The following is a 14,273-nucleotide window of genomic DNA, read 5'->3' as shown; positions in this document are numbered from 1 at the left end:
CCCGTGCTTACTATCCCATGGCCCACATTGAGACTGCACTCCGCGATCTGAACCGCCTCGAACTCCTTGCCGAAGGGGACTCGGCCATCCATCGGCTCGACCCCCGGGCGAAGGTCATCGTAACCCTCTTCTTCATCGTGATGGTTGTTTCGTTCGGCCGTTACGAGGTTTCGGGCCTCATCCCATTTGTTCTCTATCCCGTGGTTATCGTTGCCGTAAGCGGTATTCCCCCTGCTGTCATTGTCCGCAAACTCCTGATGATAATCCCATTTGCCGCCGTGGTGGGCCTCTTCAATCCGATCTTTGACCGGGAACCGCTCATGATGTTCGGTAACCTGGAGGTGTCGGGAGGGTGGATTTCCTTTCTCTCGATAATCATACGCGCTGCCCTTACGGTGGGAGGAGCCCTTGCTCTCGTGGCAGTCACCGGTTTCACGGGGGTCTGCATGGCCCTTGAGCGGTTCGGGGTTCCCCGCCCCTTTGTGGTGCAGCTTCTCTTTCTCTACCGTTATATTTTTGTCCTGGGAGACGAAGGGGTGCGCATGGCCAGGGCGCGCGAGCTCCGCTCCTTTGCGGAGCGCGGCATGGGATTGCAATCCTATGCCGCTTTGATCGGAAGTCTGCTTCTGCGCACCTGGGACCGTGCCGAGCGGATTCATATGGCAATGCTTTCGCGCGGGTTCCGCGGGGCGTTCCACGTCCGGCGCGAGTACCGTTTCGGCCGCCGGGAGCTGGTGTTCACGGCCGGTTGGTGTCTGCTCTTTCTGCTGTTTCGCTATGTCAATCTGCCGCGCCTGGCCGGTGCCCTGATCGCAGAGGTCATTTCATGAGTCATCATATTGTCGAGGTCAGAGATCTTCGCCATTCGTATCCGGACGGCACCGAGGCCCTTCGGGGTATTTCATTCACCATTCACCACGGAGAGTCTGTGGCGGTGATCGGCGCCAATGGCGCCGGAAAGTCGACCCTGCTGCTCCATCTCAACGGCTACCTGACCCCGACCGATGGCAACGTGCGCATCGGCGATACGCCGGTTATCAAGGGTACGTTGCCGGAGGTGCGCAGAACAGTGGGGATGGTTTTTCAGGACCCGGACGATCAACTCTTCATGCCGACGGTTGCCGATGATGTGGCTTTCGGTCCCCTCAACCTGGGGCTTCCTGCCGGGGAGGTGGAGCGGCGGGTGACGGATTCACTTGCGCTGGTAGGTGCCGGACACCTGAGAGAGAAACCACCCTATCGCCTCTCGGGAGGGGAGAAAAAGCGGGTCGCCATCGCCACGGTCCTCTCCATGTCACCGGACATCCTTGTTATGGACGAGCCGACCGCGGGGCTGGATCCTTTCGCCCGGCGGCAACTCATGGGGCTTTTGCGGGAATTCCGGCACACAAAGATTTTCACGAGCCACGACCTGGACATGGTGCTGGAGCTCTGCGAGCGGGTCATCGTCCTCAGGGAGGGTGTTGTGGCTGCCGACGGACCTCCGCGGGAAATTTTCCGCAATGCCGGCCTCCTTTCCTCCTGCCGGCTGGAGCCTCCTTTATCTATGCAGGGGTGCCCTATTTGCCGCTCTTCAGGGTAGAGAATGCCTGCATTAATCGCCTTCTTGATCCGGTATGTGAAATTTTTAGTAAAGTCCAATGGTTTAAGCCCGATAAGTTTTAGTGCCATGGGATAAATTGCCGCGATGCCAAGCTGAAGCGGCGGCATCGACCGTATGGGAATATCAAATCAGAATGAAGAGTGTGTTTTTTATGAACATGAATATCTCCTTTGTTGCGCTGCCGCTTGTCTTTGCTTTGGCCGGCGGGGAGGCGTCCGCGGCTTCGACTGTGGCGGTTCCCGTCCAGACGGCCCAGGCCGGCGTGTGCCGGGAAGTTGTCGAACTCTCGCACCGTTATGATGCCGGAAGAGCGCTTCCCGAAACCATGACCGCCGAAGGGACGCCGTGCCCGCGGAGCGATGCGGCCGATTGCCTCATCAGTGTCATGGACAAGGTTCTGGCCAAATGCCGAAAGGAAGGCATGGCTGCTCTTGCGCCAGAGGACCGGGAGATGATTCTCCGGCTTCGGGATGACCTCGCCGACGAGTTGGAAAAGCGTCATGGCTATCACTCGCTGCGTGAACAGGTGGAATCGATGTTGGCAAAACCCGATAGCTACGATTACGAATATCGCCTAGGGGTGAACGGTTTTATGCGGGGGGAGGGTGCCGGTACCTTCCGGCTGCCCGATTCCGGCTATGCTCCCGGCCACGGCGAGGGGCGTTTCCTTTACCGTGTTAAGCCCTATTTTTTCTGGCATCCGGCCGGCTGGCTCGACATCCACGCCGAAGGGCAGGGATACGGCTACAACGGCGGCAGCCAGCAGCACAGTAAGGTTTCACTCTACCAGGGGTTTGCCGAAATTCTCTGCCCCTCCTGCGAGGGGAACTCCCTGAAGGCGGGCCGTCAGGAACTGGTCTACGGCAGCGCCTTCATGCTTGGCAGCAACTCTTTTTATCAGGGTCTTACCTTTGATGCCCTGCGGTTGAGGCTTACGCCGGTGAAGCCCCTGACGGTGGATTTCTTTGGTGGCTGGTATGCAACGCCGTGGTCCGACGGCGTCGAAGGGAGTCTTGCCGGCGCTTATGCAACCTGGAACATTGCCGAAGGCACCGCTCTGGAGTTCTATGGTTTCCGTGATACCGGCTCCGATGACCGTCATTCCGGCGAGCACCGAAACTCCGTCGGTCTGAGAGCCACGGCGAAACTGGGGCCGGTTTCCCTGGAAGTGGAGCCGGTATGGCAGCGGGGGCGGCTTTATAACGGCGTTGACGGCAATGAGAGCATCAGTGCCTGGGGTGGCCATGTGGATCTGTACGCCGATACGGAGTTTGCCGGGTTCACCAATCATTTCTTTGCCGGAGCCGCTTACGGTTCGGGGAGCCGCGAGGCGGCTGACGGCACTAGCGGCCGGAAAGAGTTTCTCAACCAGATTACCGATTCGTCTCTTGCTGGCGACATGGGCGTCGTGGGAGACCTTTCCGGACTGGACGTGGGAGACTCCCATGCCAGCGGCCTCCAGATTTATACCCTCGGTTGGGGGGTAGATATAACCGAGGAATTGATTTTGTCAGCCACGGGCCGTTACTTTCTGGCCAACTACACCGCCGATGAAGCGAGTCGCCGCATCGGCCTCGAAACCGATTTAACGCTGACGTACGCGGTTAACGAATCCCTTTCGGTCATTGCCGGTTATGACCGCTTTTTTACCGGCAAGTTTTTCCGTGATGCCTCCGACAGTGATGACGATATTCACTACGGTTATCTGATGCTTCAGTTCGACTTGTCGCATACGGCGCCAAAGAAGCCGGCCCAAAAGCCTGCGCGGTAGACAATCGTCTGCCGTTGGGGTATCTTTCCCCTTCATACCACGCATCAAGGGGGAGGAGATGAAGAGAACCACAACAATATTAGCTGCTGCTGTCATCCTTATGGCCGCCACTGTCGCCACTGCCGCCGACAAGATTGCTCTGCCGAAGGGATACGAAACGTGGCCTAAAAGCTCGGACAAGATTGTAAGCGACAAGTCGTCGCTTTTTTATGGCATTCACAATATCTATGTGGACAAGAAGACCATGCCCGCCTACCGGAAAGGGGGGCCGTACCCGGAAGGAAGCCGTTTCGTGGTGGTGCAGCACACCATCAGGAACGAAGGGGGGAAAGCGGTCAAGGGGAAAAAGAGCATGATTGTCCTCATGAAAAAGGACAAGAAGCAGACCGCCACCGGCGGGTGGCTTTTTGCCGGCTTCACGGCGGAAGGAAAGCCGTCGGGGGTGAACCCGGTGAAGAACTGTTTCGAATGCCATCTGAAGGAGGCAAAGGACCGGCATTTCGTCATTTCCAGATATGCCGACTTCAAATAGCCACATTTGGGGTGAGACACAAGAAACGCCGCGGGCAACCGCGGCGTTTTCACGTTTGTGGATAAGAGGCGTTTTTTTCTCTCAACTATATGCATAAACGGCCGATAAGGAAATCTGTATGTGCTGTGCGTGAAAGGAGACTTCAGGGTTGAAGACGCTCATTGTCGAGGATGATTTCATAGCCCGCAGAAAGCTGGAAGAACTTTTCTCCCCCCTGGGCGAGTGTGACTTTGCCACAGATGGGGACGAGGCTGTGAATGCCTTTCGAGTCGCCCATGACGGGAAATGTCCCTATGACCTGATCTGCATGGATATCATGATGCCGCCCCTGGATGGTTCTACGTTGCTGGAGGATATCAGGGATATAGAGCGGGAACTGGGGGTTGCGTGCGCCCATGAGGTGAGGGTAATCATGACCACCGCCCTTGAGGATCCCAAGAACCTCGTTGATGCGCTGTACCGTGGTGGAGCGATATCCTATCTCGTAAAGCCGCTTAACCGGCAGAAACTCCTGAAAGAGATTCGGCGCCATGGCCTGATGTAGTTCCTTCCTTCGGGTATTTATTTTGTAAGCTTTTACTCAAGATATTCTGCTGAGTGACGATAGAGTATACAGTCAGTGATTTTGTATAACTACCGGAACCGGCCAGTGGCGGATTCCGGAGGTGCTCCCATAGAAAAGGTGGTCCTTCCGTGGCACTATCGCTTTTGCGCAGATTCAAAGTTACCCCTCCCCAATCCTCGGCGGATTTTGACCCCTCTTCTCCAGTTCCTGTTGTTCCTTCACCCTTAACCTCCCATTTCGGAGAGTGGAACGAGCGTTTCTCCGCCATCGGCAGCCGTCTTGCCCATCTCAACGGTTCCACCGAGGAGGAGTTCCTCGCCATCGGTGCCCGGCTCCATGACTTTTATTCCCGGGCGGCCCGGATCGAGGGAATGTCGCATGAGGTGGCCGACCTGATTCTTGGCGAAGAGATCGGCCGCAACATGACAGCTCTTCACGGTATCGTCGACCGTATTACCGACTGCCTCTCCCGTGCCGATGAGGAAACCGGCCAAAGCACCACGACACTTCATACAATCCTCTCGTATATAGATAATGTGAACGAACCCCTGGAGGGATTTCGCAGGATTATCAAAAATCTCCATATGTTAAGCACTGCGGTCAAGATTGAGAGCGCGCGACTCGGTGAAGGGGCGGTGGGATTCAATACCCTTGCCGGTGATGTGGAGCGTCTTTCGTTTTCCATCAAGGAAAAGTCGACTGCGATCCTTGCAGAAAAGGATGCTCTTGCCGCCATGATCGGCGGAGCCCTTGCGCGAGTTTCCGCTACCGACACGGGGCATCAACAAAATGTCCGCAACATTCTTGATAAAACCCGCACAGACCTCGCTGCCCTGGCTGATATCAACGATCGCTGCTCTGCGGCAGTCGGGGTTGTAACCTCCTCTTCCGCCGAAACTGCGGAAAGTATCGCCGAAGTGGTAACCTCTCTGCAATTCCACGATATAACCCGCCAGCAGATTGAGCATGTAAAAGAAGCCCTTGAAGAGGTGGGGCTGCAATTGACCGCTCAGCCGGCCGATCCGCTGAAGGTTGCCGGCGAGGCGGCGGACGTGAGTGAGCTTCAGGTGGCCCAACTGCTTCATGCCCGCGACGAACTGTCGTTTGCCGTTGCGCGTATTGTTGAGAACCTCCGCGATATCGCTCAGCTACAGACCCGTATGTCGGATGAGACCCGTGTGATGACCGGAACCGCCGACCAGGCAGGGCACTCTTTCTTCGTCGAAATGGAGGCCGGCATAGGGCGCGTTACGGAGGGCCTCGCGGTTAATGCCGCGGCTAACCGCAACCTGGCGTCTGCCATGGAGTCGGTGGTGTTGTCGGTGAGAAACATCGCCGGTTTTGTGACTGACATTGAGGAAATCGGCTCGGAAATCGAGCTGATCGCCCTCAACTCCCAGGTGAAGGCGGCCAATACCGGTGACGGCGGGGCTGCCCTCGGCGTGCTTGCCGAGTCGATCCAGCACTTGTCGGTCGATGCCCGTGCCCGGACCAGTGCCGTCTCCGAAACCTTACGGAAGGTAACGGAGGTGACGGAGGGGCTGAACCGGGAGATTCACACCGATGTCCGCGTCATTGCCGAAGAAGTGGATGGCCTGATAGGGGAAATCCGGGATCTTCTCGGCTCTGTCCGAGAGGTTAACGAACGTATCCTCCGTCTTCTCGGCCGTGTCGATTCAGAGGTGCAATCACTTTCTCACGATATCGATCAGGCCACGGGAGTGATGACGGTCCATGAAACTTCGTCGGCGGTCATTGATGGAGTCCTTGCGGAGATCGAAAGCATCGTGCATGAAGTGCGGCAGTTTGTACCCGCTTCTGCGGATCATGTGAAAGAGTTGCGGTTGCGGGAGTTGGCCGACCGGTACACTATGCACAGCGAGCGGAAGGTTCATGATTCCCTGTTCAAAGGGCAAGCATCACGGACCGTTCCGGTGCCGGCGTCTGCCGCGGCAGCATCCTGCGGAGCTGCGGAGGACGATGGGTTCGGCGACAATGTGGAACTGTTTTAAGGGCCTGAGGCCTGGGAACATGGACCGGTAACGGCGAGGGAGAGACAATGGATGCATTGACGATAGCAAGGGAACAGCCGGCAGATCAGGGGGCGCCCCTTGTCCTCATGGTCAGGGGCGATTTGACAATCCCTTTTGCCGGTGAGTTCAGGGTGGCGCTCATTGAGGCCTTCAACGCGGCGGAAATGGTTGTCGTCAACCTGGAAGAGGTCGGCTCCATTGACGTTACGGGGTTGCAGCTGCTCTGCTCGGCTCATCGTGAGGCCTATGCCCGCCGGAAAAGTTTTGGCGTTGAAGGGCTCGTAAACCCCGTGCTGTCCGAGGTGGTGGAACTTGCCGGATTCCGGCGCCATGTGGGGTGCTCTGCTGATACGGGAAAAACCTGCGTCTGGATTGGAGGATGTGAATAATGGCCAAGACGATTATGACAGTTGACGATTCTGCCAGCGTGCGCCAGATGGTTGCCTTCACGCTCAAGCAGAACGGTTACGATGTGGTTGAGGCGGTAGATGGCAAGGATGCTCTGGGAAAACTGGGCGGCGTGAAGGTCGATATGGTGATTACCGACCTGAATATGCCTAACCTTGATGGCATTGGGCTCATCAAGGGGGTTCGGGCACTGCCTGCCCATCGCTTCACCCCGATAATCATGCTCACTACCGAAAGCCAGGATTCGAAAAAAACTGAAGGAAAGGCTGCGGGGGCCACCGGTTGGATCGTCAAGCCTTTCAAGCCCGAACAACTCATCGCGGTGGTGAAGAAGGTAATAGGCTGATGGACTCGCACCGGCAGGCATACAAGGAAGAGGCATACGAGTTGCTGGCCGAGCTGGAGTCGTCGCTCCTGGAACTGGAGGAGACGCCGGAGGACGCCGACCTGATTGGCCGGGTCTTCCGGGCCATGCACACCATCAAGGGGTCGGGGGCCATGTTCGGTTTCGATGACATCGCCGGCTTTACCCACGAGGTGGAAACCGTCTTCGACATGGTCCGCAACGGCCGGATCAAGGTCACGCGCGACCTGGTCAACCTTGCCCTCAAAGCCAGGGACCTCATCAAGGGGATGCTTGATGCCTCTGACGGTGCAGGCGACGCGGTGGAGAGAAGCGCCACCGAAGCGGTGATCGCCGGGCTCAGGCTGCTTGTCCCGGCTGCGCCGGCCGATGGGGCAACTGGAGAGACTCCTGTCACGGCGGCACCTTCGGAATCGAATGGGGAGAAGGCTGTCACCTATCGCATCCGCTTCGTGCCGTCCCCGGACGTGACCGTCAACGGCACCAATCCCCTATTGCTCCTGGCAGAACTCCGCCAGCTCGGAGATTGCCGCATGGTGGCCCAGATGGCCAGGGTCCCCCGTCTGGAAGAGATCGATCCCGAGAACTGTTACCTTTTATGGGACGTGATTCTGACCACCAAGCGGGGGATTGATGCCATTCGGGATGTATTCATATTCATCGAGGACGATTGCGACTTGAAAATCGACGTAATCGATGATGGGGGTATCCTGGATGTAGATGCCGACTACAAGAAGCTCGGTTTTATTCTCGTGGAACGGGGAGATCTGGCCCCGGAGGATATGAAGGCGATCCTCGCAAAGCAAAAGCGTTTCGGGGAGCTTCTCGTAGAGCATGGCGTCATCCTTCCCGAGAAGGTCGAGTCCGCCCTTGTGGAGCAGCAGCATGTGAAGGAGGTGCGCAAAGAGCGCCAGACCCAGGAGAGTGCCTCCAGCATCAGGGTCCCGGCCGAGAAGCTGGATATCCTGGTGAACCTGGTCGGCGAGCTCGTCACCGTCCAGGCGCGCCTCTCCCAGACCGCTGCCGGCCGTGCCGACGCACTTCTTGTCACCATTGCCGAAGAGGTTGAGCGCCTCACCAACGAACTCCGCGACACGGCGCTCAATATCCGCATGCTTCCCATCGGCACCACTTTCAGCAAGTTCAAGCGCCTGGTGCGCGACCTTTCGGTGGAGCTGGGCAAAGACATCGAGATGACCACCGAGGGAGCCGAAACCGAACTGGACAAGACGGTCATAGAGAAGCTGAACGATCCCCTGGTCCACCTTATCCGCAATTCAATAGACCACGGAATAGAAGCTCCCGACGAACGGGTTGCCGCCGGCAAGCCCCGCCAGGGGACTGTTCACCTGGCCGCCGTGCACTCGGGCGACAGCGTACTCATTACCATCACCGACGACGGAAAGGGGCTCGACCGGGAGGCCATCCGGGCCAAGGGAATCGAGCGGGGCATTGTCTCCGCCACGGCCGAACTCTCCGACAAAGAGATATTCAGCCTCATCTTCGCCCCAGGTTTTTCCACCGCAAAAACCGTTACGAGCGTGTCGGGACGGGGCGTGGGGATGGATGTGGTCAAGCGGGCCATCGAGGCCCTGCGGGGGACCATCGACATCCAGAGCGAACGGGGGATTGGCACCGTAATTACCATAAAGCTCCCCCTTACCCTGGCCATCATTGAGAGCTTGCTGGTCAAGATCGGCAATGACTGCTTCGTAACACGGTGCATGCCATGAAGGATATCGCCGGCAAGATCTCCATTATCGAAGAGATTGCCCGGCAGACTAACCTGCTTGCCCTTAATGCGGCCATTGAAGCGGCTCGGGCCGGAGAGCACGGCAAAGGCTTTGCGGTGGTCGCTTCCGAGGTGCGCAAGCTGGCGGAGCGGAGCCAGCGGGCTGCCGGGGAAATAAGTGAGCTTTCGTCAAGCAGTGTGGAGGTTGCTGTCCGGGCCGGTGAACTGCTGGCGACCATCGTTCCGGATATCCAGCGGACTGCGGAGCTGGTGCAGGAGATCAGCGCCGCCTGCCGCGAGCAGGACGCAGGGGCCGAGCAGATCAATAAGGCCATCCAGCAACTCGACACGGTGATTCAGCAGAACGCTTCGGCCAGTGAGGAGATGTCCTCCACATCAGAGGAGCTTGCGAGCCAGGCGGAACAACTTAAGGAAACAATCAGCTTCTTCAGGATTGGTGACCTGGTGAGCCGCAAGCCGGCGCCCAGTCAGGCCAAAATACGGGGTCGAATCCCTGGCTGGCGTAGCACATCCGGCCCTGCCCCTGCCAATGGCTATTCGTCCAAGTCCGTTTCCGTTGCCGCAACAGGTTTTGCGTATGAAATGGACAGCAGTGACTCCATGGACACTGATTTTGAAAAGTTCTAGAGTTCGCGGTGCTATTGCGGCCTGAAAGCAATTTGCTGCATTGTTGCCAGGGAGGGGGGGTGCTTGCATGCCACAGGGTTTTTCTGATGGAAGTTCAGGGATTCCCCTGTTGATCTAAAGAAGGCAAACGCCTTGCCGATACTTTATAGGGTAGGTGTTGGCGGAGTGAGATGACTAGGCCTGTTGGCCCCGTGCCCGGAGAAGAATTTCTTGCGGAGGTTTACCATGAGCGTTGCAGCAATAACGGAAACCCGGCAGTATCTGACCTTCCAGCTTGCGGATGAGGTGTTCGCAGTGGAGGTGGCAAAGGTGCGCGAAATTCTGGAGTTCACTTCCATCACCAGGGTGCCTCAAACACCCGATTTCATGCGCGGAGTGATTAATTTGCGCGGGAGCGTGGTGCCGGTGATGGATATGCGCCTCAAGTTCGGCTTGCCGGAAACGGAGAAGACCGTCAATACCTGCATCATTGTCGTGGAAGTGGATCATGAGGGGGAAACCATCATCATCGGCGCCCTGGCCGATTCGGTGCAGGAGGTGTTCGAGCTGGAGCCCGACCAGGTCGAGCCGGCTCCCCGCATCGGGACCAAACTCAATACCGACTTCCTCCTCGGCATGGGGAAACACGATGGGCAGTTCATTATGATTCTCGACATCGACCGCACCTTCACCGGTGATGAGATTGTTACCGCCGGAGCGGTGTCGGGGGAAGCGGCTTGAAGGCCGGGACCAGTGACCGGGGATCGGGGACCTGATAGACTTTATGCTCAATTCAGCCACTGACAATCGAAATCTTCCGGCTGCCATGAGCGATCGCGAATTTTCGCGATTCGCCGAGTTTATCTATGACCAGTGCGGCATCAAGATGCCGCCTGTCAAGAAGACGATGCTGGAGGCCCGGCTTCAGAAAAGACTCCGCATGCTGGGCATAGGGAGTTTCCAGGATTACGCCGACTATCTTTTCAGTAACGATGGGGCAGGGCAGGAACTTGTTCATCTCATCGATGTGGTCACCACCAATAAGACCGACTTCTTCCGGGAGCCGGCCCACTTCGATTACCTGGTGAGCACGGCCCTTCCAGGTCTGGCGGCATCGCGCGGCACCGGCTTCCGCAAGGGGCTTTCTCTCTGGAGTGCCGGTTGTTCCAGCGGGGAAGAACCCTATACCCTTGCCATGGTCCTTTCGGAATTCGCCGAACACAATCAAGGGTTCAGCTATAACATCCTTGCCTCCGACATCTGCACCACCGTCCTGGATAAGGCGAAGACGGCAATCTACCTGGAGGAGAGGGTCGAGCCGGTCTCTCTTCCCCTCAAACGGAAGTACCTTCTTCGGGGGAAGGACAAGCAAGCGGGACTCGTGCGCATCGTTCCCGAGTTGCGCAACCGCATCAGGTTCCGCCGGCTCAATTTCATGGATGACGATTTCGGCTTCCGTGAGCCCTTCGATATTATCTTCTGCCGCAATGTCATCATCTATTTCGACAAGCGAACCCAGGAACGGCTCATAAACAAATTTTGCCGCCATCTGATCCCTGGTGGATACCTCTTCATGGGACACTCTGAAACCCTGTCGGGGCTTGATGTCCCCCTTGTCCAGGTTGCCTCCACAATTTACCGGAAGCCGCAATGATCGACATCTCTCCCGACCTCGCAAGAGTTTACCTGAAACCGGGTGAGTTCCACTTTGCCACCAGTCCCACGGTGGTTACGACGGTTCTCGGTTCGTGCGTGTCGGTAACCATGTTCGATCGTTTTAGCGGTGTCGCCTCCATATGCCATGCATTACTGCCCGAGGGGCCCAGTGCGGATGCATTCCGATATGTAGATTCCTCCATTATCCACATGCTCGAAATGTTTGCTTCCCATGGAGTCAACCGGCAGCGCCTCGAGGTCAAGGTGTTTGGCGGCGCCGACATGCTCTATGCCAACGGGAGCAGGGTTGGGGTGGGGCGGCGCAATGTGGAGATAGCCAACCAAGTACTTGCTGCATCGGGCCTGGCAGTTTCCATGCATGATGTGGGGGGGACGCGGGGAAGAAAACTTTTTTTCGTAACCCACACGGGAGATGTTTTCCTGAAGCGGCTTAACCGCGGATACGGAGCAGAGTGGCCAGGGAGATAGGCCCTTTAGGGCTGGACGTGACATGAAAAAAATAAAGGTACTCATTGTTGACGATTCGGCTGTGGTCCGTCAGACCATGGCCGACATCCTAGCCTCTGATCCACGGATCGAGGTTCTGCCTCCCGCTGCCGATCCATTCATAGCCGCCGAGCGGATGCGGGAGCAGGTTCCCGACGTTATTACCCTTGATGTGGAGATGCCGCGCATGGACGGCATCACCTTTCTCAAAAAGATCATGAGCCAGCACCCGATTCCGGTGGTCATGTGCTCGACGCTTACGGAGACCGGTTCGGAGACGGCTCTCAAGGCTCTGGAATACGGGGCGGTGGAGATTATCCAGAAACCGAAGCTCGGCACAAAACAGTTTCTGGAAGAATCTCGGGTAAGAATTTGCGACGTGGTTAAGGCGGCGAGCCAGGCCAGGCTCCGCAAACTTTCACCGCGAATCGGGAAGGAGATCTCGCCCAAGCTCACCGCCGATGTAATCCTTGAGAAACCAGCCTCCCAAGCCATGATCCAGACCACCGACAAGGTGGTAGTCGTCGGGGCATCCACCGGGGGAACCGAGGCGCTTCGGGTTTTTCTCGAGGCTCTTCCGGTGGATGCCCCGCCCATTGTCATAGTCCAGCATATGCCCGAGGGATTTACCCGTGCGTTTGCGCAGCGGCTTGATGGCATCTGCCGCGTTACGGTAGCAGAGGCGGCTGACAACGATACGGTCATGCGGGGAAGGGCGCTGATCGCCCCCGGCAACCGGCATACGCTTCTCAAGCGAAGCGGTGCCCGATACTATGTGGAGATCAAGGATGGCCCGCTGGTCTCCCGCCATCGCCCTTCCGTGGATGTGCTCTTCCGTTCGGCTGCCCGCTATGCCGGCAAAAACGCTATTGGGGTAATCATGACCGGCATGGGCGACGACGGCGCCAGGGGCATGAAGGAGATGAAGGATGCCGGCGCTGCAACCATCGCCCAGGACGAGGCTACCTGCGTGGTTTTCGGCATGCCCAACGAGGCCATCAAGCGGGGGGGGGCGGACCGGGTTCTTCCCCTTGACGCCATTGCCCGCGAAGTGCTGAAGGCTTGCGGGTAGGAGGGGGGAGGGAGATAGCGAAATAGCGAGGGAGCGAGTAGTAAAGAAAAACTATTTCGCTACTTGCTACTTGCTACCGCCTGGTAGTATGCTGGTTTCGCGTTGTGCAATAAGTATTTTCCGTGGAGTGTTGCAATGGCAGAAAAGAAGTTTTTTCTCGGCCGCCAGCCGATCCTTGATTGTGAGCAGAAGCTCTATGGTTTCGAGCTCCTCTTCCGCTCGGCAGATACACTCCACGCCAATGTCACCGATTACCTTCAGGCCAGCGCCAGCGTCATTTTTGATGCCCTTTCCAGTTTCGGTCTCATTGAGATTCTCGGCAAACACAAGGGATTCATAAATGTGAATGCCGACGTTCTCATGAGCGAGGCGCTGGAACTTCTCCCCCCCGAAAAAATTGTCATTGAACTCCTCGAACATGTCCCGATAACCGATACTGTCATTGCCCGCTGCCGGGAGTTGAAGGATAAGGGTTTCTCCATAGCCCTTGACGATCATGTCTACGAGCCGGTTTACGAGCCCCTCTACGAAATTGTCGATGTAATAAAAGTAGATCTTATTCGTACCGGCATGGAGCGGCTGCCGGCTGAACTGGAGACTTTCCGGCGCTGGAAGCCGAAACTTCTGGCCGAGAAGGTGGAGACCCACGAGCAGTACGAGATTTGCGAGTCACTCGGGTTCACCTACTTCCAGGGATACTACTTTGCCCGCCCGGTGGTGCTGACCCGCACGCGCGTCGACGTGGGGCGGCTCGCCATCGTCAAGCTCTTTAACCAGCTGGTGGCTGAGGTGGAGATCGATGAACTGGAAGGGACCTTCAAGCAGAATCCGAACCTGATCCTCAATCTTCTGCGGCTGGTGAACTCTGTCTCCGTGGGGCTCAAGCAAAAGATTACCAGCATGCGCCACGCAATCATGGTGCTCGGCTACCACCAATTGCGACGCTGGGCCATGATGGCACTTTTCGCCAATACCGCCCAGGCGGTCGGGGACAACCCGCTGCTGGTCATGGCGGCAACCAGGGCCCGACTCATGGAGCTCATCATTTCGGAACAGCCCGCTGCGCTCCTTGATCGCGATTATCCCGACCGTGCCTTCATGACCGGAATATTGTCCCTTGCCGATGCGCTGCTCAAAATGCCCATTGAGGAAGTGGTTGCCCCCTTGAACCTGAACGAAGATGTCCGGCAGGCACTCCTTGGCCGGGAGGGTGAGCTGGGCGTTCTCCTCCAGCTTGTGGAAAAAATCGAGAGGGATGATTTCGACGGCATCTCGCCTCTCATCGAACGCTTCAGTTTCTCCATGGCAAATCTCGCCCCTGTCCAGTTGGCAGCCTGCAACTGGGTCAACGGCATGGACGACACCGTCAAATAGTGCTGTTTCCCCTCCAGCCCTTGACTTTC

13 protein-coding genes and 2 pseudogenes are annotated in these 14,273 nt (G+C 57.3%); all 15 read left to right on the top strand.

The window, feature by feature from the left end:
- Nucleotides 1–17: 17 nt before the first annotated feature.
- The 15 genes and pseudogenes from cbiQ (at nt 18) to JZM60_RS16195 (ending at nt 14,244) form a co-directional block, all read left to right on the top strand.
- Nucleotides 18–830 (top strand): cobalt ECF transporter T component CbiQ, encoded by an 813-nt coding sequence (gene cbiQ, locus JZM60_RS16265; protein WP_207163437.1) that lies wholly within the window; start codon nt 18–20, stop codon nt 828–830.
- Nucleotides 827–1,582, top strand: a complete 756-nt coding sequence (locus JZM60_RS16260; protein ID WP_207163436.1) for an energy-coupling factor ABC transporter ATP-binding protein — start codon at nt 827–829, stop codon at nt 1,580–1,582. Before cbiQ ends, JZM60_RS16260 begins: the two co-directional genes overlap by 4 nt.
- A 172-nt stretch (nt 1,583–1,754) precedes the next feature.
- The gene (locus tag JZM60_RS16255; RefSeq protein ID WP_241426300.1) at nt 1,755–3,374 is read left to right on the top strand and encodes an alginate export family protein; all 1,620 of its coding nucleotides are present in this window, start codon (nt 1,755–1,757) and stop codon (nt 3,372–3,374) included.
- 58 nt (nt 3,375–3,432) lie between these two features.
- The gene (locus JZM60_RS16250; RefSeq protein ID WP_207163435.1) at nt 3,433–3,906 is read left to right on the top strand and encodes a cytochrome P460 family protein; all 474 of its coding nucleotides are present in this window, start codon (nt 3,433–3,435) and stop codon (nt 3,904–3,906) included.
- Between the two features lie 148 nt (nt 3,907–4,054).
- Nucleotides 4,055–4,450 (top strand): response regulator, encoded by a 396-nt coding sequence (locus JZM60_RS16245; protein ID WP_207163434.1) that lies wholly within the window; start codon nt 4,055–4,057, stop codon nt 4,448–4,450.
- A gap of 149 nt (nt 4,451–4,599) precedes the next feature.
- A complete protein-coding gene (locus JZM60_RS16240; protein WP_207163433.1) occupies nt 4,600–6,483 on the top strand; it encodes a methyl-accepting chemotaxis protein in 1,884 nt (627 codons plus the stop codon).
- Between the two features lie 47 nt (nt 6,484–6,530).
- Nucleotides 6,531–6,893 (top strand): STAS domain-containing protein, encoded by a 363-nt coding sequence (locus JZM60_RS16235; RefSeq protein WP_207163432.1) that lies wholly within the window; start codon nt 6,531–6,533, stop codon nt 6,891–6,893.
- Nucleotides 6,893–7,258: a response regulator gene (locus JZM60_RS16230; RefSeq protein WP_207163431.1), complete on the top strand. Its 366-nt coding sequence runs from the start codon at nt 6,893–6,895 to the stop codon at nt 7,256–7,258. Before JZM60_RS16235 ends, JZM60_RS16230 begins: the two co-directional genes overlap by 1 nt.
- Nucleotides 7,258–8,991: pseudogene (locus JZM60_RS16225) on the top strand (chemotaxis protein CheA); the annotation flags it as partial. The gene JZM60_RS16230 and the pseudogene JZM60_RS16225, both read left to right, overlap by 1 nt.
- Nucleotides 8,991–9,656 (top strand): annotated as a pseudogene (locus JZM60_RS16220) (methyl-accepting chemotaxis protein); the annotation flags it as partial. The pseudogenes JZM60_RS16225 and JZM60_RS16220, both read left to right, overlap by 1 nt.
- A gap of 225 nt (nt 9,657–9,881) precedes the next feature.
- On the top strand, nt 9,882–10,376 hold the full coding sequence (locus JZM60_RS16215; protein WP_207163430.1) for a chemotaxis protein CheW: 495 nt from the start codon (nt 9,882–9,884) through the stop codon (nt 10,374–10,376).
- Nucleotides 10,377–10,419: 43 nt separating this feature from the next.
- Nucleotides 10,420–11,289, top strand: coding sequence for a CheR family methyltransferase (locus JZM60_RS16210; RefSeq protein ID WP_207163429.1), 870 nt, complete (start codon nt 10,420–10,422; stop codon nt 11,287–11,289).
- A complete protein-coding gene (locus tag JZM60_RS16205; protein WP_207163428.1) occupies nt 11,286–11,780 on the top strand; it encodes a chemotaxis protein CheD in 495 nt (164 codons plus the stop codon). Before JZM60_RS16210 ends, JZM60_RS16205 begins: the two co-directional genes overlap by 4 nt.
- A gap of 22 nt (nt 11,781–11,802) precedes the next feature.
- Nucleotides 11,803–12,870, top strand: a complete 1,068-nt coding sequence (locus JZM60_RS16200; protein WP_207163427.1) for a protein-glutamate methylesterase/protein-glutamine glutaminase — start codon at nt 11,803–11,805, stop codon at nt 12,868–12,870.
- Between the two features lie 135 nt (nt 12,871–13,005).
- The gene (locus tag JZM60_RS16195) at nt 13,006–14,244 is read left to right on the top strand and encodes an EAL and HDOD domain-containing protein (protein WP_207163426.1); all 1,239 of its coding nucleotides are present in this window, start codon (nt 13,006–13,008) and stop codon (nt 14,242–14,244) included.
- Nucleotides 14,245–14,273: the final 29 nt, after the last annotated feature.

This window comes from Geobacter benzoatilyticus (genome assembly GCF_017338855.1).
Lineage (GTDB): Bacteria > Desulfobacterota > Desulfuromonadia > Geobacterales > Geobacteraceae > Geobacter > Geobacter benzoatilyticus.
This window is presented reverse-complemented; position numbering and strand designations above follow the sequence as displayed.